Genomic DNA, 26,355 nt, shown 5'->3' on the forward strand with positions numbered 1-26,355 from the left:
ATAGAGAAATTCCCGACAGATTATGATATACTAAATGGTGTATGAGCAGAGAAGCTCTGTCTTTCCCTGCCTATATGCCATTTTGTTATTTTCTAAGGAGGGAATCCGTGTGAAGCTGGCTTTCACCAAGATGCACGGCTGCGGCAACAATTATATCTATTTTAATTGCTTCGACCAGACTGTGCCCGATCCCGAGTCGCTTTCGATCAAGCTCAGTGAACCGCACTTCGGTATCGGCGGCGACGGCATTATCCTTATTTCTCCTTCCGACAAGGCGGATGCGCAGATGCGCATCTTCAACGCCGACGGCTCGGAGGGAAAAATGTGCGGCAACGGCATCCGCTGCGTGGGCAAGTACCTGTACGACAACGGCATGACCGATGGCCGCACCACCATCACCATTGACACGCTTTCCGGCGTAAAAACGCTTGAGCTGACCGTCAAGGACGGCAAAATGCAGTCCGCCCGCGTGGACATGGGTGCAGCCATTCTTGCTCCGCGGGAGATTCCCGTTGATATGGACGGCGAGAATGTCATCAGCGCACCCATCGTTGTGGATGAAAAGGTCTACCACATGACCTGCGTTTCCATGGGCAACCCGCACTGCGTTATTTTCCAGAAGGAGGATGTGGACGACCTCGACCTTACGCGCATCGGACCCAAGTTCGAGCATCATCCGCTGTTTCCGGAGCGTGTCAACACCGAGTTTGTCAACGTCCTGCCGGACGGCAGCCTGAAAATGCGCGTCTGGGAGCGCGGCTCCGGTGAGACATGGGCGTGCGGCACCGGTTCCTGTGCAACCGGCGTGGCAGCATGTCTGAACGGCTTTGCAAACAAAAACGAGGATATCGTCGTGCACCTGCGCGGCGGCGACCTCACCATTCGCTATACAGATGAAACCGTGTTCATGACGGGCGCGGCAACGACCGTATTCAAGGGGGAAATTGAGATATGACAAAGTACATCTTCGTGACCGGCGGCGTAGTTTCCGGTCTGGGCAAGGGCATTACTGCCGCATCTCTCGGCCGTCTGCTGAAAAGCCGCGGCCTGAAAATTGCAGCGCAGAAGCTCGATCCCTACATCAACGTAGACCCGGGCACGATGAGCCCGTTCCAGCACGGCGAGGTTTACGTTACCGACGACGGCGCAGAGACCGACCTCGACCTCGGCCACTACGAGCGCTTCATCGACGAGGACCTGAACAAGTTCTCCAACCTGACCACCGGCAAGGTATACTGGAATGTTCTGAACAAGGAGCGCGCCGGCGAGTACCTCGGTGAGACCGTGCAGGTTATTCCGCACATCACCAACGAGATCAAGTCCTTCATCTACTCGGTAGGCAAAAAGACCTCGGCTGACGTTGTTATCACCGAGATTGGCGGCACCACCGGCGATATTGAGTCCCAGCCGTTCCTCGAGGCGATCCGTCAGGTTGCTGCTGAGGTTGGCCGCCGCAACTGCCTGTTCATCCATGTAACACTGGTTCCGTTCATCTCCGGCTCCAATGAGCCGAAGTCCAAGCCGACCCAGCACTCGGTTAAGGAGCTGCGCGGTCTGGGCATCTCTCCGGACATCATCGTAGCCCGCGTTGACCAGCCGATGGATGACGATATCAAGCGCAAGATTTCCATGTTCTGCACCGTACCGGAGGACTGCGTAATCGAAAACCGCACCCTGCCGGTTCTGTATCAGGCACCGATGATGCTCGAGGAGAGCCATCTGTCCGACATCGTCTGCCGTGAGCTGTCCATCGGCGCAGGCAAGGGCGATATGACCGAGTGGCAGGAAATGCTCGAGCGCATCGCAGCCCGCAAGGACCATGTGAAAATCGCGCTGGTCGGCAAGTACGTCAAGCTGCACGACGCATACCTTTCGGTTGCAGAGGCACTGCAGCACGGCGGCTACGAGACCGGCTGCTTCGTCGATATCGACTGGGTAGACTCCGAGGAGATCAACGACTCCACCGTGGACAAGCTGCTCGGTGAGGTTGACGGCATCATCCTGCCGGGCGGCTTCGGCGCACGCGGCGTGGAAGGCATGATTTGTGCAGCAAACTATGCGCGCACGCAGGGTATCCCCTACTTCGGCATCTGCCTTGGCATGCAGATCGCGGTTATGAGCTACGCACGCAACGTGCTCGGCTACGCGGATGCAAACTCCAGCGAGTTTGACCCGGATTCCACCCATCCGGTCATCGACCTGATGGAGAGCCAGCAGGGCATCTCCAAGAAGGGCGGCACGATGCGTCTGGGCGCTTATCCGTGCAAGATCCGTCCGAATACTATCATGGCATCGGCGTACGGCGAGGAAATGATTTCCGAGCGTCACCGCCACCGTTACGAGTTCAACAACAATTTCCGCGAGGAGATTGAAAATAAGGGCATGCAGATCACGGGCACCTCGCCGACCGGCGAGCTTGTGGAGACCGTTGAGATCCCGAACCATCCGTTCTATATCGGCGTACAGTTCCACCCCGAGTTCAAGTCCCGTCCCAACCGCGCTCATCCCCTGTTCAAGGCGTTCGTCGCGGCATCTCTGAAAAGGAGCCAGAACAACAATGCAGACTAACAAGAACTACGACAATCTCGAGCAGAGCTATCTGTTCTCCACCATCGCACGCAAGGTGCGTGAGTACTCCGAAGCACATCCGGAGGCTGATATCATCCGTCTGGGTATCGGCGACGTAACCCGTCCGCTGGTACCGGCTGTTATCGACGCACTGCACGCAGCCGTTGAGGATCAGGCCAAGCAGGAGACCTTCCACGGCTACGGCGATGAGCAGGGCTACGGCTTCCTGCACGAAGCACTGGTCGGCTACTACAAGTCCCACGGCGTAGAGCTCGCCACCAATGAGATCTTCATCTCGGACGGTGCAAAGAGCGACCTCGGCAACATTCTCGACATTTTCGGCACTGACAACACTGTTCTGGTTCCGGACCCGGTTTACCCGGTTTACGTTGATACCAACGTTATGGCGGGCCGCAAGATCGTATTCGCTGACGCAAATGAGGCAAACGGCTTCCTGCCGCTGCCGGACGAGTCCGTTCAGTGCGACATCATCTATATCTGCTCTCCGAACAACCCGACCGGCGCTGCTTATGACCGTGCAGGTCTGAAGGCTTGGGTAGATTACGCCAACAAGCAGAACGCCGTTATCCTGTATGACGCAGCTTACGAGTGCTTCATCGAGGATGAGACTCTGCCGCGCTCCATTTACGAGATCGAAGGTGCTAAGTCCTGTGCGATCGAGTTCTGCTCCTTCTCCAAGATGGCAGGCTTCACCGGCACCCGCTGCGGCTGGACCGTTGTTCCGACCGCTCTGCTGGACGGCAAGCTGAACAAGATGTGGCTGCGCCGTCAGACCACCAAGTTCAACGGCGTTCCGTATATCGTACAGAAGGGCGCTGCTGCCTGCTTCACCGAGGAAGGCATGAAGCAGATCAAGGAGACCCTCGGCTACTACAAGCAGAACGCTAAGGTTCTCGCTGCGACCCTCGATGAGCTGGGTATCTGGTACACCGGCGGCAAGAGCAGCCCGTACCTGTGGCTCAAGTGCCCGAACGGCATGGATTCGTGGACGTTCTTCGACTACCTGCTTGAGAATGCCAACGTCGTTGGTACGCCGGGTGCAGGCTTCGGCAAGAATGGTGACGGCTTCTTCCGTCTGACCGCATTCGGCGATCAGGCACGCACCAAGGAAGCTGCTGAGCGTCTGAAGAAGCTGCTCCAGAAGTAAGTTTCCGCAATATCGCATAATCAAAGAGCTGTCCCGCGCGGACAGCTCTTTTTGCATAGTTGAGGTGATTCGATGGGCATTCTTTATGGTCACAGGTGCGTTTTATGCGGCGCGGATTTTCCGGTGACGACCAGCCGCACGCTGCAGCTTTGTCCGGACTGTGCCGCCGCAGTCCGGCGGGAATACCGCTGCAATGAGGTCATCTCCATTGCCGGAGCGGACGGTACGATCGCTCCGCTGTATTACCGCGGCACAGTACGCAATGCCATGAAACGGTTCAAATTCAGCAGCGCCGCCTACTGCGCGGACTGGTTCGCGGCGCAAATGTCCGTGGCTCTCACCGCACGGCTGGACGACTGGCAGCCGGATTTGGTTACCTACATGCCGATTGGATCTCTGCATTACCGCAAGCGCGGGTACAATCAGGCCGAGCTGCTTGCAAAGCTCATCGCAAAGCCGCTCTCTCTGCCGTGTAAGGCGGCACTGCGTAAGCGATGGTTCGTGAAAAAGCAGTCCGCGCAGAAGGATTATGCCGCGCGGCAGAGCAACGCAAAAGATGCCGTTCTGCCGAAGGGCAGCGTAGATTTGACCGGAAAATCCGTTGTGCTGGTCGATGATATTATCACCACCGGCGCAACGGCGGCTGCTGCCGTCAAAGCTCTGCGGGAGATGGGCGCAAGCCGTGTTTACGTCCTCGCCGCGACATTTACACCGATGAAATAACAAAAAAGACCGCTTTCGCGGTCTTTTTTGTTATTGGAAAAACTCACTGCTGTACACTCTGCCGTAATTGTCGGTAATCTCAGCTTTCAGCTGGTACTGATCAAATCCACCTTCCAGATCACGCCAGTCAACCTGTGTATAATAATAAACGTCTCCACTGACTCCTGTTTCTATATTCTCGATCTTCTTCTCTTTGATTTGCTTGCCGTTCTGATACAGCAATATACGACCACTGACCGGTGTCACACTGTCATCGCCGCAGTAAATATGCGTTGCCACATTGCCGCTGGCTGATGTGGTCTTACCATTAAAGCTAAAGCTACCGTTCTCCCACCACGCACGCACTTCGAGAGAAAAACGCTGCTTCAGGTCATACTCAGAGGCAACCATAATATTACGGATTTCTCCGTCCGTACTTGTCAGCGTCAAATAGACAGAAAACGTATCCACCAGCGGCACGCTGATTTTGCCGCTGTAACCGTTCTTGTTTTCTGCGTCGCACTCCCACGACTGGTCACCGCTGCGGACAACGAACTTTGCGGTTTCGCCGTCCAGCATTTCTTTCGGCACGGCGCTCACTGTGACAAGAAGATTATCCGCGTTCTGCGGATCTACGGTCACGTTCTCCGACCAGTCGGCTAAATCGCTGTTCTCAGCGCTCGTATTATCCGGATAGTAAATCGTACTCGGCCCGCTCTGCATCCGCAGCGTGTCGATCTGCTGCTGCATGGCGAGCACGCGCCACAGGCTGACCGCGCTGCACACAACGCTGACGCACAGCAGCCCTGCCGCTGCGATTGCCGCAATTTTCCACTTGCGGTTTCCGTTCCTGACCGGCTGGTTCTCTGCACCCGGCCACGATTCATCCGAGTCCTCTGCCTTTGGCATTAACTCCGCATCCGGACGCAGCAACGTATCCACCGGAACACCGAACAGCTTGCTCAGTTCCATTAAATTATCCATCGTGGGCACCGCCTGATCGGCCTCCCACTTGCTGACCGCCTGACGGCTCAGGCCCAGCTTTTCGCCGAGCGCCTCCTGACTCATGCCCTGCTCTTTTCGCAGTGCCGCGATTTTCTCACCTGTTGTCATTTCTGCCACCTGCCTTTCTTTTCTGTCTCCAGTGTGCCTGAAATGCCGCAAAAACGCCACCAACCCATCGTTTCTTTTTGTCAACCGACGGTTGCGGACGTCTTTCCGGTTGCAAAAAAGTCCCGAAATGTGTATTTCGGGACTTTTTGATATGCCGTATCGGTTAGGCGTTGAAGAACTCCTCGTGGATAGCCTTAACAGCCTTCTCGCTGTCCTCCTCGTTGATGAGGACAGAGATCTTGATCTCAGAGGTGGAGATCATGCGGATGTTGATGCCGGCGCTTGCCAGAGCCTCGAACATCTTGGAAGCAACGCCGGTAGCGGAAGCCATGCCTGCACCAACAATGGAAACCTTTGCGACCTTGGTGTTGATGGAAATATCCTCGTAGCCGAGCATCTCCTTCGCGTCGCGCAGGATCTTCTCGACGCGCTCTGCATCGTCCTGACGGATGGTGAACGAGATGGACTTCTTGTTATCGCGGCCGACGGACTGGAGGATGATGTCGATGTTGACATTGTGCTTCGCCATCAGCGAGAATACCTTGAATGCAGTGCCCGGCGTATCGTCCAGATTGATGATTGCTACACGCGCGCAGTTATTATCACGGGCAACACCCGAAACCAGCAGTTTTTCCATATTAGAACCCTCCTTGACTTTGGTACCCGGATTGCGGGTAAAGCTCGAAACGACCTCAAGATCGACATTGTACTTCTTTGCCATCTCAACCGAACGGTTGTGCAGCACCTGTGCACCCAGAGATGCCAGCTCCAGCATCTCATCATAGGTGATGGCGTCCAGCTTCTTGGCATCCTTTACGATGCGCGGATCGGCAGTGTAAACGCCGTCTACGTCGGTGTAAATCTGACACAGGTCCGCGCCGAGCGTTGCTGCAATGGCAACTGCGGTGGTGTCCGAGCCGCCGCGGCCGAGCGTGGTCACGTCGCCCATCTTGTTGATGCCCTGGAAACCTGCAACAATAACGATGCGGCCGTTATCCAGTTCTGCCTTGAGGCGATCGCCCGCGATGCGCTTGATGCGGGCATCCGAGTAATTGCTGTTGGTTTCCAGACCGATCTGCCAGCCGGTCAGGGATACGACCGGAAAGCCCAGCTTCTGGATGGCCATGGCCAGCAGCGACATGGAGATCATCTCGCCGGTGTTGAGCAGAACGTCCATCTCACGCTTGGACGGGCGCTCGTTGAGCTCTGCGGCCTTTTCGATCAGATCATCCGTGGTATCGCCCTGCGCGGATACAACTACAACAACCTGATTGCCTGCCTGTGCGGTCTTGGTAACAATGTCCGCAACATTCTTCAGTCGCTCGGTGTTGGCAACCGAAGTGCCGCCGAACTTTTGCACAATAAGACTCATACTAACTATGTTTCCTCCTTATATACACGGACGAGAGCACTCATCCGTCCCCTATTACAGTCGTTTTACGGTCGCACCAACCTCATCACAGCGCAGCTGCACGGCCTTCCAGTGCGGATACTGCTTCTCGCACAGCTCCTGTGCACGGGTGATGTAGTCGCGGTCGCCCTTGTAGACGATAGCCACGATGGACGGACCTGCGCCGGAAATGAACGCGCCGAGCGCGCCCAGCTTCTTGGCCTCACGCACGATGTCCTCGCCGTTTTCGATCAGACCGAAACGGTACGGCTGGTGCAGACAGTCACCGGTTGCCGCGTCAAGGTTTTCCAGCTTGCCGGTGGTCAGGCTGCCCGCGAGCAGCGCTGCGCGCGCCAGATTGTAAACCGCATCGTGATGGTCGATGGTCTTGGGCAGCGCCGCACGCGCCTTTTCGGTGGACAGCTGGAAATCCGGGATGAATACCACGAAGTCGATCGCACCGTGAACCGGCACGCGAACGTGATGCACATGGCCGTTTTCGAGCAGCGCCACGCAGAAGCCACCGAGGATCGCCGGTGTGGAGTTATCCGGATGACCCTCGATGGTAGCCGCCAGATCAATGACCGCGTTGCGGTCGAGCGGCTCACCGAGCAGCATGTTTGCACCCATGATGCCCGCAACCGTGCACGCCGAGGACGAACCAAGGCCGCGGGTCTGCGGGATAGCGCAGTCCTCAACGATGGTCAAGCCGGAAAGCGGCTTGCCACACTCGTCGTAAACGCGCTTTGCACACTGATAGATCAGATTGCTCTCGTCCTGCGGAACATACTGACCGTTTTTATCCGAAATATCAATATGATCGTTCTCTGCGAGGTCGATCACGTTGTACAGCTCGAGCGCAATGCCGATGCTGTCATAGCCCGAGCCCATATTGGCGCTCGTAGCAGGAACGGTTACACGAACCATTGTATTTCTCTCCTTTACAGAATACGCATTGCCGCACGAACTTCACCGCGTGCGTTCAGCTTTTCGGCTGCGGCGTTCATCTCTGCGGTGGACAGCTTGCGGGTCTGAACCACGAATACGTCCTCAGCAGGCTCAGTCAGACTCTCAACCGGCAGCAGCTCCTCAACATCCTTCTGTGCGCCCTTGAAACGAACGTACCATGCACTCTGCAGGGTATCCAGCGGACGGAGCAGGTGCTTGGAGCCATCGCCCCAGAAGATACGACGGCGGTTGTCCTTGTGCTCGATGCTGTCCAACATATCGGCAACAACAGCGGAAGCGGTAGCCAGCTTGCCGGCGCCCTTGCCGTAGAACATAACCTCACCGGTCGCATTGCCGTCGATCATGATGGCGTTGAATACATCCTCAACAGCGGCCAGCGGGCTTTCCTTGTGGATGAGATGCGGTGCAACATAAGCGTAAGCGGTGCCGTCCTCGCAGCGGACCGAGCGGCCCAGCAGCTTGATAACGCAGCCCAGCTTGTCGGCGTTTGCTACGTCCTCGAGGGTGATCTTAGTGATGCCCTCGCAGGAAACCTGATCCGGATCGAACTTATCGCCGTAAGCAAGGTCGGACAGAATGCAGATCTTGCGGCAGGCGTCGTGACCCTCGATGTCAGCGGTCGGGTCCTTCTCGGCATAGCCGTTGAGCTGTGCCTGCTTGAGCGCATCCGCAAAGGTAACGCCGTTGTGGATCATCTGGGTGAGAATGTAGTTGGTCGTGCCGTTCAGAATGCCGCAGATTTCGTTAAACTCGTTGGCAGCCAGGCACTGCAGCATCGGACGGATGACCGGAATGCCGCCGCCGACGGATGCCTCGAACATGTAGTTTACGCCGTGCTCCTCGGCAATCTTGAGCAGCTCCTCACCCTTGGTAGCAACCAGCTCCTTGTTGGAGGTGCATACGCTCTTGCCAGCCTCGAGGCAGCGCTTGGTGAACTGGTACGCAGCGCCCACGCCGCCCATTACCTCGGCAACGACTGTTACCTCGGGGTCGTTCTCGATGACAGAGAAATCGGTTACAAATTTATTGCCATACGGCAGAGAGGAGAAGTCGCGCAGGTCGAGGACATACTTTACCTCAACCGGCTCACCAACGGTCTTGGCGATCTTGTCGGCGTTCATGTCGAAAACCTCGTATACGCCCGAACCGACAGTGCCGTGTCCCATGATTGCTACTTTAATCATATGCTGATTTCCTTTCATCAGTTAAATTAGCGTTCTGTATACCGCCGGACGGTCATTCAGATGCCAGAATTTCCACTTTGCTGACGCCTTCCATTGCTTCTGCACGGTGCACAAGCTCTTCGGATGAGTATTTCATCTCACCGGTGCGGGCCGAAATAGTGACCGATGCCATTCCTCTCATCGGAATGGACTGGTTCACCGTCAGCAGGTTTGCACCCGAGCGTGCCATCAGCCCAAGAATGCTCGACAGAACACCCGGCTGATCGTGCAGCATGAAATGGTAGGTGACGATACGGTCGGTGGTTGCCTCAAAGAAAGGGCGAACGCCGTCCTTATATTTGTAATACGCACTGCGCGACAGACCGGCGATCTTTGCCGCTTCGCTTGCCGTAGCCGCCTTGCCCGAAGCGATGGCTTCATTCGCTTCGATCACGCGCTGAAATACCTCCGGCAGCAGGGTGCGCTCCACGAGATAATACTTTGGTTTTATCATGCGATGTCTGTCCTCCCTAAAAAGACACTTGTCTTTTTCACGCTCATCTATCATACCATATCCATCCACCGAGCGCAAGAGAATAACTGATAAATTTCCCTAAATTCCGACGAGTGTTTTGTTACTTCTGTCAAAAGCTCCCGCTTTTCCTGTGAAAAGTGTAAGTGGCTTTTTGCTTTATTTTGTGTTATACTATGTTTACATCTGTAAACAATCGGAGAGTTTTATTATGCATCAGAAAAACGAAAACGGAACCTTTACCTCAAAAATCGGCTTTGTGCTGGCGGCGGTCGGCTCTGCGGTCGGCATGGGCAACATCTGGATGTTCCCTTACCGCACCGGTCAATACGGCGGCGCGGCTTTTTTAATCCCCTACCTGCTGTTTATCGCATTGTTCGGCTATGTCGGCCTGTCCGGCGAGTTCGCCTTCGGCCGTATGACCGGCACAGGTCCGATCGGCTCGTATGAATTTGCGATGAAGTCCCGCGGTAAAAAGGGCGGCGCCATCCTCGGTACGATTCCTCTGCTCGGCTCGCTCGGTATCGCCATCGGCTACGCCATCATCGTCGGCTGGGTGCTGCGGAGCGCGTTCGGTGCACTGACCGGCTCGCTGATGAGCACCGAACCGGAGCAGTTCTTCACGGAAATGAGCAGCACGAATTTTTCCAGTGTGCCGTGGCACACCCTGGTTATCCTGCTGACGGCGGCTGTGCTGATCTTCGGCGTGTCCGGCGGCATTGAAAAGATCAACAAGGTGATGATGCCCGCATTCTTCATCCTGTTCATCATTATTGCTATCCGCGTAGCCTTCCTGCCGAATGCGATCGAAGGCTACAAATACCTGCTCGTACCGCAGTGGGAATACCTGTTCAACCCGCGCACATGGATCATGGCGATGGGTCAGGCGTTCTTCTCGCTGTCGATCACCGGCTCGGGCATGATCATTTACGGCTCTTACCTGCCGAGAAATGAGGATGTTGTACATTCGTCGTGCATGACCGCTGTGCTCGACACCTGCGCCGCTATGCTTGCCGGCTTCGCCATCCTGCCGAGCGTATTCGCGTTCGGTCTGGACCCGGCCTCCGGCCCCAAGCTGCTGTTCATCACCCTGCCGCGTGTATTCCAGCAGATGCCGTTCGGCCGTCTGTTCGCGTTCTTCTTCTTTATTTCCGTGCTGTTCGCGGGCATTACCTCACTGGCGAACATGCTGGAAGCAGTCTCTGAAGCCGCGCAGACGCGCCTCAAGCTGAGCCGAAAGGCCGCTGTCCTGCTGTCGTGCGGCGCCGCATTGGCGGTTGGCCTGTTTATCGAGCGCGATACGCTCATGGGTACGCTGATGGACGTTATCACCATTTACGTCGTGCCGATCGGTGCAATCCTCGGTGCGGTTATGGCGTACTGGGTGCTCGGCATTAACAAGATGGAGCAGGAGCTGATGAACGGCCGCAGCAAGCCGCTCAGCCGCGCCTTTGCGCCGCTTGCGAAATATGTGTATATCTTCCTTGCCGCACTCGTCGTATTCTTCAGCTTTATTATCCCGGGCGGTATTGGGTAAATCTGTGCTATAAAAAAGGACTTCCTGCGGGAAGTCCTTTTTTCATGCAGGAATGGAGAATGGGAAATGCCCCATCTATACGTGCATTCTCCATTTTCAATTCTCAATTACGATTCTTCATCGAGGAAGAATATACTCTCCACCGGTTGTTCCAGCAGCCGCGCGGTTTTAATCGCCAGCTCGAGGGTCGGGTCGTATTTATCGTTCTCCATCGCCACGATGGTCTGCCGCGATACCCCGAGCAGCTTTGCCATGTCCTCCTGCCGCAAGCCGCGCGCCTTGCGGCGTTCTTTAATGTTGTTCTTCATCTTCAGCGCCAGAACTTCCATATCAAATCTGCGAATATCACGACCGGAATGAAAATACGCTTTACAATATCCCCAGCGAGCGCACTTTTAGACGGTGGATTTTCCTCGTCGTCTTTTGCGGCACGGTAGGTCACGATTGTTCTGTAAACACCCTCGAACACCATGCACACGAACCACAGAATCGCAAACTCGCTCACATTTTTGCCGAATGCAATGATATCCACCAACATCACCACGAACAGCCCGACCGTCATCAAGCGATAGGCGATAATCGCACCATTGCGTGTGATCGTGTTCTGCATTTCGTCCTGCGCCCAGCCGTTGGCCTTCGCAGAAGCGCGTGCACGAGCAGTCTTTCCGGCCTGTCCCCAGTCCTCCCAGAGCATAAAAGCCAGCCAGAATGCCGCAAAAACAACCATTACGACCACGCCTATACCGGTTTCGGTTGTAAACATAGGTGCACCTCCCTACATCCAGAAAACCTTCACCACAATCCACAGATACATCAGATTATTGAACACACTGTGTCCCATCTGTTTCCACATTTGCGTTTTATCCTCATCGCCCGCCATATTGCGAATGGTTTTGATGATAATAAACAGCACCTCAGCAACAATGGACACGATTGCCAGGACACTGAGTTCAATCGAGCGATAATCACGGAACAAGCGGCTGTAACCAAGATAAATGATAACACCGGCCTGCAGCACACGGTAGCCGATCAAGCGGCCCTTCACATTGACGGCGTGCGCCATCTCATCAATATTCCATTCCCAGTCCTTCATGATTTTTCTCGCTCGCGGCGATTGTCCTTCTTCTACCCAGTCGTGCCACAGACTCGCTGCAAGAATAACCAGCGGCAGCACAATCGCAACCACAACAACCTGCACCTTCTGTGTCATATCGTACATATCCCAGCTCATAAGCGCACCTCCTACCAGTTTTGCGTTAGAACCGTCATTCCGACGGCCAATCCGATCAGCGCCGCGCAGAACGTCAGCTTTGCGATAAGGAAAGCCAGTCTCGGCGGATGCTCCTCATCACCCTTTGCTTTGCGGAACGTCTGCACAAGTATAACAGCCGCCTCCGCCATGCCGGACACGACCAGCAGCGCACACAACTCCATTGCCGCCTGCCCTTTTACCAGCAGCCGATAATACAGGCACGCCGAGATTCCCGCCTGCGTCACGCGGTACGCGACCGCCTGCGCCTGTGTGATGATGGCGTGCTCCATCTCATCGGTCCTGCTGTCGAGTGCTTTGGCGGCTTTGCGGGCCTTTTTCGATCTTCCGGCATCCATCCAGTCTTTTACCAGCCATGCCGCCAGCAGGAGCACCGGCAGACCGATGCAGACCCACAATACCTGCATTTTCTCGGCTGATGTGTACAAATCCCACCGCATAAAAGCACCTCCTACCCTTGATGCTGTTTGCTAAAATGTAAAGTTCTCTTTACATCCTCAAGATAACAGACGGACAACAAAATGTCAAGAGTATTTGACATTTCAAGCAAAGAAAAACCCCACAGAATTTTCTGTGGGGTTTTGTGAATGTTTACTGATCCTGCTTATCCGGGTCGAGATCCTTTTCGGCTTCTTCAACCTTGGCAAGCTCCTCTGCGGATTCCGCAGGCTTGCTTACCTTGGCATGCAGCTCCTGCTGCAGCTCGGTCATCAGATCCTCGCCGACGATCTTATCCGGAACGATTTCGCCGTTGTAGACCTTAACAAAGGTCTCGCCGTCCATCGTTTCGTTACGGATGAGATACTCAGCAACGCGCTTCATCTCGTCCATGTGCTCGCTCAGCAGCTTTTCACAGGCGTGATATGCGTGCTCGATAATGCGGTGAATCTCGTCGTCGATCTCCGCCGCCTTAACCTCGGAATAGCCCTTGCCGGCTGCCAGATCGCGGCCGAGGAACACCTCGCCGTTATCCGAACCGTAGTCGATCGGGCCGATACGCTCGCTCATGCCGTAGCTGGTGACCATGGCGCGTGCCATCTGGGTTGCCTGCTTGATGTCGCCATAAGCACCGGTGGAGATATCCTCCATCGTCAGCTGCTCGGCCACGCGGCCGCCCAGACAAACGATGATGTACTCCTCCATATACTTCTTGGTGCGGTAGGCCTGATCCTCCTCAGGCAGCGGCATGGTAAAGCCGCCTGCGCCGGACGAACGCGGGATGATGGTAACATGGTGTACCGGATCCTGCGTCGGCAGAACGTGGAAGCAGATAGCGTGACCGGCCTCGTGGTACGCGGTCAGGCGCTTGTCGTGCTCGTTGATGATGTGGCTCTTCTTCTCCACGCCCATTACGACCTTGAGCAGCGACTCCTCGATCTCCTCCTGCGAGATCAGCTTCTTGTTGCGGCGTGCCGCAAGCAGCGCTGCCTCATTGAGCAGGTTTTCGAGGTCTGCACCGGTGAACCCGGCAGTCGTCTTGGCAATTTCAGAGAACTTGACATCCGGGTCGAACTGCTTGTTGCGGGCATGTACCTTGAGGACAGCCTCACGGCCCTTGACATCCGGTGCGCCGACATAGACCTGACGGTCGAAACGGCCCGGACGCAGCAGCGCGTTATCCAGAATATCCTTGCGGTTGGTGGCTGCGATGACGATAACGCCCTCGTTTGCACCAAAGCCGTCCATCTCAACGAGCAGCTGGTTCAGGGTCTGCTCGCGCTCGTCATGGCCGCCGCCAAGACCTGCGCCGCGCTGACGGCCTACTGCGTCGATCTCGTCGATGAATACGATAGCCGGCGCGTTCTTCTTGGCCTGCTCGAACAGGTCGCGCACACGCGATGCGCCGACACCGACGTACAGCTCAACGAAGTCCGAACCCGAAATAGACAGGAACGGTACGCCCGCTTCGCCTGCAACCGCACGCGCGATCAGGGTTTTACCGGTGCCCGGAGGGCCGACCAGCAGCACGCCCTTCGGAATACGCGCGCCGATCTGCACGAACTTCTGCGGATTCTTGAGGAACTCGACGATTTCCTGCAGCTCGGCCTTTTCCTCGTCCGCGCCTGCCACATCATTGAAAGTGACCTTGCGCTTATCGTCCTGCGCCAGCTTTGCACGGGCCTTGCCAAACTGCATCGGACCTGCTCCGCCGCCGGACTGCTTGTTCATCATAAAGTACCAGAACGCGATCAGCAGCACGATCAGGATCACATACGGCAGGAACTGTGCCCACCACGGAATGGTTGCCGTGCGGTAATCGACCTTGGTCAGCGTGCCATCCCGCATCTGCTGCTGAATGGTCTCGCCCAGATCGTTATAGAACACGCTTCTGTAGTCACCCAGATCGTAGGTGTACGTCCGGTTTTCCTTTTTCAGATGCATGGTCAGCGTGGTGTCGTCCACGTCGTACTGGTCAACATCGCCATCCATAAAATAGTTGTAGATCTGATTATAGGATAGCGTTTCTGTCTGCTGTGTCTGGCTGACCACATAGCTGACACCTGCCAACAGGCACACCAGTATGATCAGGTAAAGGCCGAAGCCTTTCATTTTGCCTTTCAAATCGGTTTAACACCTCTTCCCTAAATTACTCGCCGCCGTAAACATACGGCTTAAGTACACCGATATACGGCAGATTGCGATACTTTTCCGCGTAGTCGAGGCCGTAGCCGACTACGAACTCGTCCGGAATCTCAAAGCCGAGGTAATCCACATCGACGTTGATCTTGCGGCGCTCCGGCTTGGAGAGCAGCGTGCACAGGCGGATGGAGTTCGCGCCGCGTGCTGCCAGAATCTGCATGAGATAGTGCAGCGTTACGCCGGAATCCAGAATATCCTCCACGATCAGCAGGTCGCGGCCGTCGATCGGCTGTGCGATATCCTTGATGATCTGCACCTCGCCGGAAGTCTTGGTGCCCTTGCCGTAGCTGGATACGACCATGAAATCCACGTTGCACGGCGTATCAATGGCACGGGTCAGGTCGGCCATGAACACATAGGAGCCCTTGAGCACACTGACGATCAGCGGGTTCTTGTCGCGGTAATCCTCCGTGATACGCGCACCTAGCTCTGCTACCTTTTCGTGAAGCTGCTCCTCGGTAAAGTAAACTTCCTTGATGTCATCTCGCATATTATAAGCCATTTTTTGATAACCCCTTTACTGTAATCTGCAGTGTATTTGCGTTATTTTTGGCTGTTCTACTGCAGTCCGCACCGATATCCTGCACCGCGATCACGCCGTTTTTATCCGCGATGACGGCCATCGCATTCCGCATATAGCGCGGAATCTTTCGGTCGATCATCAGCTTTTTGAGCGATCTGCTGCCGCCGTTTTCGGTCAGCCGCAGGGTATCTCCAGTGCGCCGCGTGCGAACACACAGCGATTCAAAATCTATTGTACCACAATCCAGACAAAAAGTATTGAATGTTTTGTAAAAAACTTCGGATTTTTCTATTTTTTTTGCGGCGAGCTTTACCGTGTCCTTCCAGATCGTCCCTGCAAATGGTAGGGTAAGCGGGATTTCCGGCCGCTCGACCGCAGTTTCAGCCTTGGGAATGATGCGCAGAACGTCATATTCACGTCTTGCGAAATAGCCGTTCGGCAAATCGGCTTCCGCAGACGGAGACGCGGTTTCCAACAGATGCTCGAGCGCAGTAATATGCTTTGCGGTTACGTCTTTAAGCGGCATATCCGCATTTTCGAGCAGCAACCGCAGCGCTCGGCTGCGAACCGCCGGTGCGGCTTCCCGCAGAGGCTGAATCTTCCACGCGCCGTTCCCGACTGCACAAAGTTGTACACAGGTCTGTGCATAACTCTGCAGGCAAGTCTCGTCCTGCCGAAGCTGACGTGAAAGCCGTGCTGCCGCCTGCACCGCCTGCGGATTCAATTCCCGCAGAATGGGAACGACCTCTTGACGGAGGCGGTTGCGCGTATAAGCTGTGTCCGCATTGGTGCTGTCAGTCACGAAATCCTGTTCGCGCTCGCGCAGAAAGGCTTCGATTTCCCGCCGCTCAACCTCGATGAGAGGCCGAATGATGCGTCCGCGCACCGGCGGAATGCCCGTGAGACCTTTCGCACCTGTGCCGCGCACCAAATGGAACAGCATGGTCTCCAGATTGTCGTCCGCATTATGCGCCACCGCGATTTTGGCTCCGTGTGCGGCATGCTCCAGCCGTGCATAGCGAATACGCCGCGCGGTCTCCTCTACCGCGGAATCGCCTGCGGCAGCGGCTATGTCCACGCGCTCGACCGTCAGTTTCACGCCGAGCTTCTCACACAGCCTGCGGCAGAAGGCTTCGTCCCGGTCGGACTCTGCACCGCGCAGACAGTGGTTGAGGTGAAACGCCCGCACAGGATACCCCAGCTCGCGCAGACTCAGCAGAAGCGCTACGGAATCCGCACCGCCGGACAGGGCGACAAGCACATTTTCGCCGGTTTCGAGCATCGTATAGTCGGAAATCGTTCGTTTTACCGTATCCAGCATGGCTTACTCCTCGTGAATGCGGTCCGGGTTGGAGAAGGTCGTGTACTGACCGACCCACTGCAGCTCAATGGTGCCGGTCGCACCGTGACGGTTTTTCGCAATGATAATTTCTGCGATATTTTTGTTCTCGCTCTCGTCATCGTAATAATCATCGCGGTAGATAAACATAACGATGTCAGCGTCCTGCTCGATCGCGCCGGACTCTCGCAGGTCGGACAGCATCGGGCGCTTATCCGAGCGCTGCTCGGACGCACGCGACAGCTGCGACAGACACACGACCGGAACATTGAGTTCCTTCGCCATAATTTTCAGCGAACGTGAAATCTCTGCGACCTCCTGCACACGATTATCCATGTGACGGCCGCCGACGTGCATCAGCTGCAGATAGTCGATGACGATCAGACCGAGTTCGTCACCCAGTCTGCGGCATTTCGCCTTGATCTCCGCAACCGTGATGGCCGGATTGTCGTCCACATAGATATTCAGTCCTGCCAGTACGCCGGACGCACGCGCGATCTTTACCCAATCGTCACCGTCCAGATTACCGGTTTTCAGCTTCTGCGACTCAATGAGCGCCTCACTTGACAGGAAACGGCTGGCCAGCTGTTCCTTGCCCATCTCAAGCTGGAACACGCACACGCCGGTGCCCTTTTTGTCGCCGCGCTCCTTATTCTTAACACTTGCCTTAGCCGCATTGAGCGCCACATTGAGCGCAAACGCGGTCTTGCCCATGCCGGGTCGTGCCGCAATGAGAATCAGGTCGGATTTATTGAGACCGGTCAGCGCCGTGTCCAGCGCGTGGAAGCCGGTGGACATGCCGGGAATTTCACTGTCCGACCGGGCACGCTCGTCCAGTTCGGTATACAGATCAGCGATAACCTCAGAAAGCCGTGACAGACCCTTAATTTCACGTCCCTGACGGATGCTGTAAATACGCTGCTCCGCCAGCTCGGCAATGCCGGAGGCTTCACCGTGGGCTTCGAGGGCGTTCTGCTGAATCTCGCTGCCCGCATCCGCCAGCTGGCGCAGCAGGCTCTTGTCACGCACGATGCGGACGTACTCGTTGACGTTCCGCGCACCCGGCGTGACCTCCATCAGCTGAAAGAGATACGCGCGGCCGCCGGCCTCGTCGTAGTAGCCCATGCGCGTGAGCATATCCAGAACGGTTACCGGGTCAATACGCTGTGCGCCGTTGAACATCGAGTAGATAGTCTCAAAGATGCGCTTGTTTTCTTCCGCGTAAAAATCATCGGCGCGCACCTGCTCGATGACCTCGGGAATGCAGTTCGGATCGACCAACATCGCGCCTAAAAGCGACTGCTCCGCAGTCAGATCCTGCGGCACCTGCCGCATCAAAAGTTCGTCGGGCACTTACTTACCTCCCTCCGCTAAAAAATAAAAATGGAAAATGGAAAATGGAGAATTGCGAATGAAGAACGAAAAATGACAACGCAGGCATAGCCTGCGTCAATCAAATCCCGCTTTGCTTGCAAAGCGCAACCTCAGATGCAGCCGTACCGAATGGTACGGCGAGCATCTCGGTCCCGCCGCAGCGACCGTGCGTTCCACGCACGGCATGAAATAGGACACGGCATTGCCGTGTCCGTAAAAAGTCGCGACATGCGCGTGACTTTTTACACCTCGACCCAGCGCCCTTGGGGCGCGTCCGGGGGTATCGCCGGTCGGTTTCTCCGGAACCGACCGGCGTATATAGGGGGTATTGGATACCCCCTATAGGTGCAGGTTAGGCCTCGACTACCTGCACCAGAATCTCGCCTGCGATATCCTGATACAGCTTTGCCTTTACGCGGTGTACACCGAAGGTCTTGATCGGCTCCTCGAGCACGATCTTCTGCTTCGGTACGTTCAGACCGTACTGCTTGTTCAGCTCCTCAGCGATTTCCTTGGAGGTAACAGCGCCGAACAGACGGCCGCCCGTGCCGCCCTTGGCCGGAACCTTTACCGGGCTCTCCTTGAGCTTCTCGGCTGCCTCGCGGGCTGCCTGCTGCTCGAGTGCGATCTTGCGTGCGTGTGCCTCATCCTGCGCCTTCTTGACGTTCAGGTTATCCGCGGTTGCCGGCTCTGCCAGACCGCGCGGCATCAGGAAGTTGCGGCCGTAGCCCTCGCTGACCTCGATCAGCTCGCCCTTTTTGCCCTTGCCCTTAACGTCGGCCTTGAGAATTACTTTCATGGTGATTACTCCTTTTGTGTTTGCTATATCGAATGCGGCGAACAGCTTCGCCTGCTTTTCGGTCTAATTACGGCTGTCGTGAAACGCCTTTTCCGACAGACTGTTATTTGTTTTCGTCCTGTTTCTCGGTCCGCTGATCGTCGAAGTAGCCGCGAATGGCATCCGTGATCAGCTTGTCGGCCTCCTCCGGCGTGGTGTTTTTTAGCTGTGCACCGGCCGCCGAATGGTTGCCGCCGCCGCCGAGTCTCTCCATCAGCAGCTGCACATTGACGTGGCCTGCCGCACGAGCGGAAACCGCCATATCATCGCCGCTGCGGAACGCAACAACGCTTGCATGTGTGCCGATGATGGACAGCAGCTCGTCTGCTGCCTGTGCGGCCGCAATACGGTCTACCTCCTCGCCGGTGATAGCGAAGATAACGCCCTGACCGCAGTTGCGCGCGGACGAGATCAGCTTCTGACGTTCCATATACTGGTCAAAGCTGGACTGGAACAGGCGCTTGACATCGCTCGACTCCGCACCTGCGCGGCGCAGATACGCTGCCGCCTCAAATGTGCGGACGCCGGTGCGCGTTGCAAAGCCCTTGGTATCCAGATAAATACCTGCCAGCATGGCTTCCGCCTCGCAGGTGAGGATGCCGCTGGTCGGCACAAGATACTGCAGCAGCTCGCTGACCAGCTCGGATGCGGACGACGCATACGGCTCGTGCAGGGATACGACTGCGTTCTCGATATAATCTGCCGCACGGCGGTGATGATCAATGACTGCGATCTTGTTGATGGATTCGAGCAGCGCCGCGCTCTCCACATAGCCGGGACGGTTTACGTCCACCACGATAAGCAGCGTGTTGAAATCGCACGCGATCATCGCATCCTCGGCGCTGATGAACACGCCCTTGTACTCAGACTGGGTTTCCAGCCGTTCGATCAGGTCATTTGCCATGGTGTGCTGACGGTCCACAACAATGTGCACCGGTCTGCCCTTGACACGCGCGGCACAGACCATACCGGCAGCAGCGCCGATGGCGTCCATATCGCTGTTCTTGTGGCCCATGACCAGCACCTGAGACGAGTCGCGGATCAGCTGGCTGAGTGCGTTGGCAACCACGCGGCTCTTGACCTTGGTGCGCTTCTCGACTTCCTCGCTCAATCCGCCGAAGAAAGCAAAGTTAAATTTATTCTTGATAACCGCCTGGTCGCCGCCGCGGGACAGCGCCATGTCGACAGCGAGTCCGGCAAACTGATAGCTTTCTGCAAGCGTTTCGCCGTCGCGTCCGATACCGATGGACAGGGTAGCTACAACGCCCTCGTGGTTCTCAATTTCGCGCACCTCCTGCAGAACGGAGAACTTGCGCGCGACCAGCTTGTCCAGCTCGGCGTTTTCGATCACGAAGATATACTTGTCGCGGTCGTACTTGCGCAGTACGGCGCTCGAGTCCTTCACCCAAGCAAACAGACGTTTATCAATGCCCGCCAGAATGTTGGATTTTTCCGAGTCGGTGGTGTTCTTGACCAGCTCCTCGTAGTTGTCGATTGCGATAACCGCGATAGCCGGACGGGTAGTCTCAGCCGCATCCCGCAGACGGACAAACTCGGTGCAGTCGATGAAATGCAGCATCATCAGCTGTCCCGCACCGCTCTGCACCATACTGCCGAATACATGGTACTGCCGCTTGCCGATGCCAAGCTCTCCCGGGAACGCGGTCTGTCCCTTGATGAGCCAGCCGGTCTCAAACGTCGGTGCGATCTCGCCCATGCGAACGCCGCTTACCGCAGTCCCCCGACCGCTGATTTCCGCAAATGCGTCATTCGCCCATACGATCTCGCCCGTGGTAGCCAGCGCAACAGCTGTCGGCAGCGGCGAGCGTGTCACCGCCGGACGGATCTCTCCGCCATCTACCTCGATGTTGTTCATCAGCTCCTGCACCTGCCGCCGCCGTGCCGCATTCATGCGCAGCGAAACAATCCGTAGGATGATACACACCACAATACCCGCCGCACCGTACACGCGGGAGAAATAAAGTCCCACGACCGCAAACAGGAAAAACAGCACATAAAACATTACGCTGTTGGGAGCCAGCATCTTCTGTAATCTCTTTTTCAAACCCCTGCCTCCTTTTGGGGACGCAAATATTCAACCTAATTATAGCAAGCCATTGTAGAAATTTCAACACTAAATGCAAACCGGTTTTGTATCTTTTCGCCGTCCGCTTGCAATTTCTGCGGCTTCATGGTACAGTAACCGTAGATTCGCATTCAGGAGGATATCATTATGCAATTTTCGTTTGCACACAACAATTTTAATGTCTGCAATCTGGACCGCTCGCTTTCTTTTTATAAGGAGGCTCTCGGTCTGACCGAATCCAGCCGCATCAACGCACCGGACGGCAGCTTCATTATTGTATACCTGACCGATGGCGTAACGCCGCATCTGCTCGAGCTGACGTGGCTGCGCGACTGGGACAAGCCGTACAACCTCGGTGACAACGAGTTCCACCTTGCCTTCCGCGTGGATGATTTCGATGCCGCGCACGCAAAGCATAAGGAAATGGACTGCATCTGCTTTGAAAATCCGGCAATGGGCATCTATTTCATCTCCGACCCGGACGGCTACTGGCTGGAGGTCATTCCCGCAAAGTAAACAGAAAACGCTTGGAGCTGCTGCTTTGAGCGTTTTTTTCATTCTCTTAACAGGATTATTCTGTTCATTTTTCGACAACGGGTGTATACTATTGAAGTTATCTCCTGACGAAAGGACTGTATCATTTGAATCCTTACCTTGATCTATACCTCACATGTGCACGGATTGGCGTATGCACGTTCGGCGGCGGCTATGCCATGCTGCCGATTCTGCAGCGCGAGGTCGTTGAAAACCGCCACTGGACAACTGAGGACGAGCTGATGGACTACTACGCCATCGGTCAGTGCACCCCGGGCGTTATCGCGGTGAACACCGCCACGTTCATCGGCTACAAAACGCACGGCATTCTCGGCGGCATTGCCGCCACGGCGGGCATGATCACGCCATCGCTGATTATTATCACGATTATCGCCGCATTTATCCAGCAGTTTGCGCATCTCGCTGTCGTGCAGCACGCGTTTGCCGGAATCCGCATCGCGGTCTGCGCGCTCGTGCTGCAGTCCGTGTGGAAAATGGCGAAAAAGGGCGTTGTTGACGTGCCGACCAGCGTTATCCTGCTCGTTACGTTCGCGGCTGTCGCCTTCTTCGGCGTATCGCCGGTTGTGATGGTCATTGTGGCCGCCATTGCCGGTATCGCTATCGGCATGATCAGGAGGAGACGCGCATGATCTTCCTTCAGCTGTTTTACGAATTTTTCAAGGCGGGTCTGTTCGCCATCGGCGGCGGACTGGCGACCCTGCCCTTCCTCAAGCAGATTTCGCTGCGGTATCCGTGGTTCACGCCGAACGATCTGATGGACATGATCGCAGTCTCCGAATCCACACCCGGTCCGATGGGTGTCAACTCGGCAACGTACGCCGGCTTCCACGCGGCCGGCATTCCCGGTGCCCTCATGGCGACCTGCTCGCTTGTGCTGCCGTCGGTCATCATCATCATTCTGGTGTCGCGTGCGCTTGATAAGTTTCGTGACTCTCCACTGGTCCAGAACGGCTTTTACGGCCTGCGTCCGGCGTCCGCGGGTCTGATCTTCGGCGCAATGCTCGAGGTGTTTGTCGCAGCGCTGCTGCATACGGAAAACTGGTCAGGCATCGCAAGTCTCGGCTCGGTCATCAATGTTCCGGCGATCATTATTTTTCTCGTGCTGTCGCTCGGTATCTGGAAGCTCAAAAAGCTGCACCCGATCTTTTTTATTTTGATTGGCGCGGTGTGCGGTGTGGTGTTTAACCTGTAAGTTTTGATTTGTTATCGTGCAGATTCTCTGTGGAACGGCGGGATGGGGCATCCCGCCGCTGCCCTCCGAATTGCACAAAAAAATCCCTTTCTCAGTCGAGAAAGGGATTCAGCTTGTCGAAAAAGCAATATTCGATTTTTATGCTTCGTGCGGCAGCACGCATTCAATCGAATTTGCTTTACAAATTCATAAATTCCGGGAGCATGTATCTCGGGATTTATACAAGGGAAGAAAAAATGTGTCCGCAGGACGCGGTTTTTCTTCGAGATTCGCTCGAAAGCGTGGTTTCGAGCGAGAGGCTGTTCGGAAAACGAAGTTTTTCGACAGCCTCAATCCCTTTCTCAGTCGAGAAAGGGATTTTCTTTTTATTTCGTGAGGTATTCCTCAATCAGCTCACACGCATCCTCAATGCAGCCCGGACAGGAGCGCCGTACATTGCCGTCGGCTACGCCCTTGAGGTCGCGGCACAGATACGCGCCGTTCTTCTGCTCAAACTTCTCCTTGAGCATTTTCGTGACCTTATAGGTCTGACCCTTGGTCGTGCCCGGCTGATCCGCTCCTGCGCTGTTCTTCATGCCCGCGAGCATGAACGCACCGCTCAGCGCGCCGCACATCTCCATGCAGCCCATGCCGAAGCCGAAGCCTTCCGACATTTTATAGGCGGTCTCCTTATCCAGACCAACCAGATCGCAGTACGCGCAGACCACCGCCTGTGCGCAGTTGTAGCCCTGATCGTGAAAATCCTGTGCCAGTTTTGCCCGTTCTGTCATAACAAATATCTCCTTTTTCAAAGCAAACCGCGCCGTAAACGACGCGGTCAACTTATTTAATACTGTACCTGCGTGAAATAATACAGGATCGCATTGCGCTGTGCACGCGCCTGCTTCTGCCAGTCCTCCTCACTGTCGATGAACTTCTGGTCCTCCTCGTTATCAATGAAGCAGAATTCACTCGTCAGCGCCGGAATATTCAGCGCCGCCGCTGCACGGTTGGTGTAATAATAATCGCCGTGGCTGCCCTCGCGGAACACGATCTGGCGAATCGGAACCCCCAGCTTTTCGTACTCGTCGAGCAGCGCCTGCGCCAGAATTTTGGTCGGGCCGCCGTTCTTGTCCGCAATCTGCGCCAGAATTTCCGCTCCGCGTGCAGTGGTGTTGGCTGCATTGTGGTGGATACTAAAGAACAGGTCCGCCGAGGACGCATACTGTTTCATAACAGCGCCGCGCAGCGTCAGCTCGCTGCCTTCCTCAAGGGTATCGCGCACCATGATAACCTTTGCACCGGCTGCCTCAAGATACTGCTTGAGGTACTGCGCCACATACAGGTTGACATGCTTCTCATCGAGCGAACCGCCGTTGTTCCCGCCGACATCGCTGCCGCCGTGACCTGGGTCGATAATGACCGTCATCACGCCATCAATGTGCGAGGTGCGCGGCGGCTGTATCGGATCGTTATCCTCGTCGCCGCTGACGTAGTCGCGCACGCGCGTCAGGTAAGCCGCACTGCAGTAGCGGCCGCTGCCCGAAGCGTTATCCATAATATGTGCCCAGCCGTTGCTGATGCTGTCAACCGCGATTTCCGCGCCGTTTTTCAGCACGCCGACCAGCGTGCCGGAGGTGCTCGGGCTCGAGCGGACAGACAGCTCGGAGTCCACGGTTACACGGTACACGCCGCTTGTGAACGTCTCGGCGGGCGTATCCGGCGTTGTCGGCTCAGTCGGCGTCGTCGGCTCGTCAGGAGTCGCCGGTGTACTCGGCGTCGAAGGTGCGCTCGGCTTGGAGATAGTCGGCTCGGTCTGCTTATCGACCGCCGCATTGTAATCCCTTACGCGCACCAGATAGTCCGCGCTGCAGTAACGGCCGCTGCCGCCTGCGCTGTCCAGCAGATGTGCCCAGCCGTTCGACAGCTTGTCCACGATAACCAGCGCATCCTTGGCGTACTCACCGACTTCGGAATAGGTTTTGCCCGGACCGCTGCGCACGGTCAGCGCCGAATGGACGTTAACGCGGTACACACCGGTCGTGAACGAAGCCGGAATCGGTGCAGGTGTCGGTGTTTTAAGCGAAACCGTGCGGCTGGGTACGTCGTAATCCGCCGTAAAACCGAGTGCAGCCGCCATATCGGCAATCTTGTAGTAGTTGTTTCCGTTGATGATGTAACCGTCAAACGAAACCTTTTTGCCGTTCACCTTGACGATAGCCGTGGTGGGTTTGCCTGCCGCACTGGACAGTGCTGCCGTATTCAGCTCTCCGCCGACCGCGGTGTAATTTTTGCCGGTCGTCAGGGTGATGACGTTGGTGGATTTCTCCCAGCCCACCTCAAACTCTGCGGTGCTGTTGCGCAGCAGATAGGCTACGTCACGCAGCTTAAAATAGTTATAGCGGTTAATTAAGTACGCCTGCGGATTGGTCACCGCCTTGCCGTTGAGCTGAAACGCGTGCGTGGTCTTTGCCGCGCTGACGACCGCTCTCGCCTGCGGCAGATCCTGTGTCAGATCCCGCTCGGCGGCAGTCTCGGTCGTGACGGCTGTGGTTTCTGCCTCCACAGCATCCTGCGGCAATTCTGCGGCCGCCGCACCCGCTGTCATATATATCGCCGCACTCAGAAATACCGCGATCATTCGTTTGAAACGCATTCTTGAACCTCCATGCTGTTTCGCCGATGGGTTGCTTTCCTGCATGCCCGCTGCGGGCATTCTTGATGGTATTTTACCACAAAACGGGGCACATTTCAACGAAATATGACGAAACCGGGGCATTTGTAATATTACAAATGCCCCGGTTATTCCATATAAGTACAATATTGCCTTAAATCTCTTCCATCTGCCTGTTGATGGAATCCTCGCAGGAACGCATGGCGTCCAACGTTTGCTGCCACAACTCCTCGAGCGTCAGTCCGCACAGCTCTGCGCCGCGCTCGATGACCTCACGCGAGCAGCCTGCCGCGAACTTTTTATCCTTGTATTTCTTCTTCAGGCTCTTGAGCTCCATGTCCTGCACGCTCTTGGACGGGCGCATGAGCGCCGCCGCACCGATCAGACCAGTCAGCTCATCGGCTGCATACAGCAGCTTTTCCATCTCGTGCTCCGGCTTGATGTCCACGCAAATCGCCCATCCGTGGCTGCATACCGCATGAATAATGCTCTCATCTGCACCGCCTTCGCGCAGCAGCTCAGATGCCTTGACACAGTGCTGCTCCGGCCACTGCTCGAAATCAATGTCGTGCAGCAGGCCGACAATGCCCCAGAATTCCGGGTCATAGCCGCGCTGCTCCGCAAAACAGCGCATGACGCCCTCAACCGTCAGCGCATGCCGTAAATGGAACGGCTCCGCGTTGTACCTGCGAAGAAGCTCCCATGCTTGTTGTCTGGTCATTTTACAAAATCCTTTCTGGCAT

The 26,355-nt window shown here is 55.9% G+C and carries 26 protein-coding genes; 8 read left to right on the plus strand and 18 right to left on the minus strand.

Annotation, left to right across the window (positions count from 1 at the left end; genetic code table 11):
* Positions 1-109 precede the first annotated feature (109 nt).
* The 4 genes from dapF (at position 110) to DW806_RS03465 (ending at position 4,459) form a co-directional block, all read left to right on the plus strand.
* Positions 110-955 (plus strand): diaminopimelate epimerase, encoded by an 846-nt coding sequence (gene dapF / locus DW806_RS03450; protein WP_318261265.1) that lies wholly within the window; start codon positions 110-112, stop codon positions 953-955.
* Positions 952-2,568 carry a CTP synthase gene (locus DW806_RS03455; RefSeq protein WP_117489902.1) on the plus strand — a complete coding sequence of 539 codons (1,617 nt, stop codon included), beginning with the start codon at positions 952-954 and terminating at the stop codon, positions 2,566-2,568. Before dapF ends, DW806_RS03455 begins: the two co-directional genes overlap by 4 nt.
* A complete protein-coding gene (locus tag DW806_RS03460) occupies positions 2,558-3,736 on the plus strand; it encodes an LL-diaminopimelate aminotransferase (RefSeq protein ID WP_110436138.1) in 1,179 nt (392 codons plus the stop codon). Before DW806_RS03455 ends, DW806_RS03460 begins: the two co-directional genes overlap by 11 nt.
* A 72-nt stretch (positions 3,737-3,808) precedes the next feature.
* Entirely contained in the window at positions 3,809-4,459 is a 651-nt protein-coding gene (locus tag DW806_RS03465; RefSeq protein ID WP_118729103.1) for a ComF family protein, read from the plus strand.
* A gap of 30 nt (positions 4,460-4,489) precedes the next feature.
* Here DW806_RS03465 and DW806_RS03470 read toward each other — a convergent pair whose 3' ends face one another.
* The 5 genes from DW806_RS03470 to DW806_RS03490 form a co-directional block, all read right to left on the minus strand.
* On the minus strand, positions 4,490-5,551 hold the full coding sequence (locus DW806_RS03470; RefSeq protein WP_118729104.1) for a helix-turn-helix domain-containing protein: 1,062 nt from the start codon (positions 5,549-5,551) through the stop codon (positions 4,490-4,492).
* A gap of 163 nt (positions 5,552-5,714) precedes the next feature.
* Positions 5,715-6,923 (minus strand): aspartate kinase, encoded by a 1,209-nt coding sequence (locus tag DW806_RS03475; RefSeq protein WP_118729105.1) that lies wholly within the window; start codon positions 6,921-6,923, stop codon positions 5,715-5,717.
* Between the two features lie 54 nt (positions 6,924-6,977).
* Entirely contained in the window at positions 6,978-7,868 is an 891-nt protein-coding gene (gene thrB, locus DW806_RS03480; protein WP_117489909.1) for a homoserine kinase, read from the minus strand.
* 14 nt (positions 7,869-7,882) lie between these two features.
* Positions 7,883-9,094 carry a homoserine dehydrogenase gene (locus DW806_RS03485; RefSeq protein WP_118729106.1) on the minus strand — a complete coding sequence of 404 codons (1,212 nt, stop codon included), beginning with the start codon at positions 9,092-9,094 and terminating at the stop codon, positions 7,883-7,885.
* 52 nt (positions 9,095-9,146) lie between these two features.
* A complete protein-coding gene (locus DW806_RS03490) occupies positions 9,147-9,587 on the minus strand; it encodes an ACT domain-containing protein (protein WP_117489913.1) in 441 nt (146 codons plus the stop codon).
* Between the two features lie 229 nt (positions 9,588-9,816).
* On the opposite strand from DW806_RS03490, the gene DW806_RS03495 reads away from it, so the two are divergent.
* Positions 9,817-11,142, plus strand: coding sequence for a sodium-dependent transporter (locus DW806_RS03495; RefSeq protein ID WP_118360691.1), 1,326 nt, complete (start codon positions 9,817-9,819; stop codon positions 11,140-11,142).
* A gap of 107 nt (positions 11,143-11,249) precedes the next feature.
* Here the strand turns inward: DW806_RS03495 and DW806_RS03500 are convergent, their stop codons facing one another.
* From DW806_RS03500 to DW806_RS03545, 10 genes are all read right to left on the minus strand, one after another.
* Positions 11,250-11,450: a helix-turn-helix transcriptional regulator gene (locus DW806_RS03500; protein WP_118729152.1), complete on the minus strand. Its 201-nt coding sequence runs from the start codon at positions 11,448-11,450 to the stop codon at positions 11,250-11,252.
* A gap of 2 nt (positions 11,451-11,452) precedes the next feature.
* Positions 11,453-11,905, minus strand: a complete 453-nt coding sequence (locus tag DW806_RS03505) for a hypothetical protein (RefSeq protein ID WP_118729107.1) — start codon at positions 11,903-11,905, stop codon at positions 11,453-11,455.
* Positions 11,906-11,917: 12 nt separating this feature from the next.
* Positions 11,918-12,373 (minus strand): hypothetical protein, encoded by a 456-nt coding sequence (locus tag DW806_RS03510; protein WP_118729108.1) that lies wholly within the window; start codon positions 12,371-12,373, stop codon positions 11,918-11,920.
* A gap of 11 nt (positions 12,374-12,384) precedes the next feature.
* Complete coding sequence (locus tag DW806_RS03515) at positions 12,385-12,852, minus strand: hypothetical protein (protein WP_118729109.1); 468 nt, start codon at positions 12,850-12,852, stop codon at positions 12,385-12,387.
* Positions 12,853-13,003: 151 nt separating this feature from the next.
* Positions 13,004-14,962: an ATP-dependent zinc metalloprotease FtsH gene (gene ftsH, locus DW806_RS03520; RefSeq protein ID WP_118285015.1), complete on the minus strand. Its 1,959-nt coding sequence runs from the start codon at positions 14,960-14,962 to the stop codon at positions 13,004-13,006.
* 37 nt (positions 14,963-14,999) lie between these two features.
* Positions 15,000-15,554 (minus strand): hypoxanthine phosphoribosyltransferase, encoded by a 555-nt coding sequence (gene hpt / locus DW806_RS03525; protein ID WP_243022094.1) that lies wholly within the window; start codon positions 15,552-15,554, stop codon positions 15,000-15,002.
* Positions 15,544-16,896 carry a tRNA lysidine(34) synthetase TilS gene (gene tilS / locus DW806_RS03530; protein ID WP_118729110.1) on the minus strand — a complete coding sequence of 451 codons (1,353 nt, stop codon included), beginning with the start codon at positions 16,894-16,896 and terminating at the stop codon, positions 15,544-15,546. Before tilS ends, hpt begins: the two co-directional genes overlap by 11 nt.
* Before the next feature lie 3 nt (positions 16,897-16,899).
* Positions 16,900-18,267, minus strand: a complete 1,368-nt coding sequence (gene dnaB, locus DW806_RS03535) for a replicative DNA helicase (protein ID WP_188886039.1) — start codon at positions 18,265-18,267, stop codon at positions 16,900-16,902.
* Positions 18,268-18,640: 373 nt separating this feature from the next.
* The gene (gene rplI, locus DW806_RS03540) at positions 18,641-19,087 is read right to left on the minus strand and encodes a 50S ribosomal protein L9 (protein WP_110436125.1); all 447 of its coding nucleotides are present in this window, start codon (positions 19,085-19,087) and stop codon (positions 18,641-18,643) included.
* Positions 19,088-19,190: 103 nt separating this feature from the next.
* Entirely contained in the window at positions 19,191-21,191 is a 2,001-nt protein-coding gene (locus DW806_RS03545) for a DHH family phosphoesterase (protein WP_118729111.1), read from the minus strand.
* Between the two features lie 168 nt (positions 21,192-21,359).
* Between DW806_RS03545 and DW806_RS03550 the strand changes: the two genes are divergently transcribed.
* From DW806_RS03550 to DW806_RS03560, 3 genes are all read left to right on the plus strand, one after another.
* Positions 21,360-21,728, plus strand: coding sequence for a VOC family protein (locus DW806_RS03550; protein WP_118360685.1), 369 nt, complete (start codon positions 21,360-21,362; stop codon positions 21,726-21,728).
* A gap of 125 nt (positions 21,729-21,853) precedes the next feature.
* On the plus strand, positions 21,854-22,396 hold the full coding sequence (locus DW806_RS03555) for a chromate transporter (protein WP_118729112.1): 543 nt from the start codon (positions 21,854-21,856) through the stop codon (positions 22,394-22,396).
* A complete protein-coding gene (locus DW806_RS03560; RefSeq protein ID WP_118729113.1) occupies positions 22,393-22,959 on the plus strand; it encodes a chromate transporter in 567 nt (188 codons plus the stop codon). The genes DW806_RS03555 and DW806_RS03560 overlap by 4 nt, the downstream gene beginning before the upstream one ends.
* A 365-nt stretch (positions 22,960-23,324) precedes the next feature.
* Here DW806_RS03560 and DW806_RS03565 read toward each other — a convergent pair whose 3' ends face one another.
* From DW806_RS03565 to DW806_RS03575, 3 genes are all read right to left on the minus strand, one after another.
* Positions 23,325-23,729, minus strand: coding sequence for a C-GCAxxG-C-C family protein (locus tag DW806_RS03565; RefSeq protein WP_118729114.1), 405 nt, complete (start codon positions 23,727-23,729; stop codon positions 23,325-23,327).
* A gap of 56 nt (positions 23,730-23,785) precedes the next feature.
* Positions 23,786-25,594 carry an N-acetylmuramoyl-L-alanine amidase gene (locus DW806_RS03570; protein ID WP_158578274.1) on the minus strand — a complete coding sequence of 603 codons (1,809 nt, stop codon included), beginning with the start codon at positions 25,592-25,594 and terminating at the stop codon, positions 23,786-23,788.
* Positions 25,595-25,766: 172 nt separating this feature from the next.
* Entirely contained in the window at positions 25,767-26,333 is a 567-nt protein-coding gene (locus DW806_RS03575) for a hydrolase (RefSeq protein WP_118478860.1), read from the minus strand.
* Between the last annotated feature and the right edge of the window lie 22 nt (positions 26,334-26,355).

It is taken from the genome of Butyricicoccus sp. AM32-19 (genome assembly GCF_003480365.1).
GTDB lineage: Bacteria > Bacillota > Clostridia > Oscillospirales > Butyricicoccaceae > Agathobaculum > Agathobaculum butyriciproducens.

What these genes read in the sequence shown, in the direction of transcription:
- DW806_RS03490 (WP_117489913.1), bottom strand. Translation starts at nt 9,587, where the DNA reads ATGATAAAACCAAAGTATTATCTCGTGGAGCGCACCCTGCTGCCGGAG.
- DW806_RS03475 (WP_118729105.1), bottom strand. Translation starts at nt 6,923, where the DNA reads ATGAGTCTTATTGTGCAAAAGTTCGGCGGCACTTCGGTTGCCAACACC.
- DW806_RS03485 (WP_118729106.1), bottom strand. Translation starts at nt 9,094, where the DNA reads ATGATTAAAGTAGCAATCATGGGACACGGCACTGTCGGTTCGGGCGTA.
- DW806_RS03570 (WP_158578274.1), bottom strand. Translation starts at nt 25,594, where the DNA reads ATGCGTTTCAAACGAATGATCGCGGTATTTCTGAGTGCGGCGATATAT.
- DW806_RS03565 (WP_118729114.1), bottom strand. Translation starts at nt 23,729, where the DNA reads ATGACAGAACGGGCAAAACTGGCACAGGATTTTCACGATCAGGGCTAC.
- DW806_RS03515 (WP_118729109.1), bottom strand. Translation starts at nt 12,852, where the DNA reads ATGCGGTGGGATTTGTACACATCAGCCGAGAAAATGCAGGTATTGTGG.
- DW806_RS03560 (WP_118729113.1), top strand. Translation starts at nt 22,393, where the DNA reads ATGATCTTCCTTCAGCTGTTTTACGAATTTTTCAAGGCGGGTCTGTTC.
- DW806_RS03575 (WP_118478860.1), bottom strand. Translation starts at nt 26,333, where the DNA reads ATGACCAGACAACAAGCATGGGAGCTTCTTCGCAGGTACAACGCGGAG.
- DW806_RS03500 (WP_118729152.1), bottom strand. Translation starts at nt 11,450, where the DNA reads ATGAAGAACAACATTAAAGAACGCCGCAAGGCGCGCGGCTTGCGGCAG.
- DW806_RS03460 (WP_110436138.1), top strand. Translation starts at nt 2,558, where the DNA reads ATGCAGACTAACAAGAACTACGACAATCTCGAGCAGAGCTATCTGTTC.
- tilS (WP_118729110.1), bottom strand. Translation starts at nt 16,896, where the DNA reads ATGCTGGATACGGTAAAACGAACGATTTCCGACTATACGATGCTCGAA.
- DW806_RS03505 (WP_118729107.1), bottom strand. Translation starts at nt 11,905, where the DNA reads ATGTTTACAACCGAAACCGGTATAGGCGTGGTCGTAATGGTTGTTTTT.
- DW806_RS03455 (WP_117489902.1), top strand. Translation starts at nt 952, where the DNA reads ATGACAAAGTACATCTTCGTGACCGGCGGCGTAGTTTCCGGTCTGGGC.
- DW806_RS03495 (WP_118360691.1), top strand. Translation starts at nt 9,817, where the DNA reads ATGCATCAGAAAAACGAAAACGGAACCTTTACCTCAAAAATCGGCTTT.
- rplI (WP_110436125.1), bottom strand. Translation starts at nt 19,087, where the DNA reads ATGAAAGTAATTCTCAAGGCCGACGTTAAGGGCAAGGGCAAAAAGGGC.
- DW806_RS03550 (WP_118360685.1), top strand. Translation starts at nt 21,360, where the DNA reads ATGCAATTTTCGTTTGCACACAACAATTTTAATGTCTGCAATCTGGAC.
- hpt (WP_243022094.1), bottom strand. Translation starts at nt 15,554, where the DNA reads ATGGCTTATAATATGCGAGATGACATCAAGGAAGTTTACTTTACCGAG.
- DW806_RS03510 (WP_118729108.1), bottom strand. Translation starts at nt 12,373, where the DNA reads ATGAGCTGGGATATGTACGATATGACACAGAAGGTGCAGGTTGTTGTG.
- ftsH (WP_118285015.1), bottom strand. Translation starts at nt 14,962, where the DNA reads ATGAAAGGCTTCGGCCTTTACCTGATCATACTGGTGTGCCTGTTGGCA.
- DW806_RS03470 (WP_118729104.1), bottom strand. Translation starts at nt 5,551, where the DNA reads ATGACAACAGGTGAGAAAATCGCGGCACTGCGAAAAGAGCAGGGCATG.
- thrB (WP_117489909.1), bottom strand. Translation starts at nt 7,868, where the DNA reads ATGGTTCGTGTAACCGTTCCTGCTACGAGCGCCAATATGGGCTCGGGC.
- DW806_RS03465 (WP_118729103.1), top strand. Translation starts at nt 3,809, where the DNA reads ATGGGCATTCTTTATGGTCACAGGTGCGTTTTATGCGGCGCGGATTTT.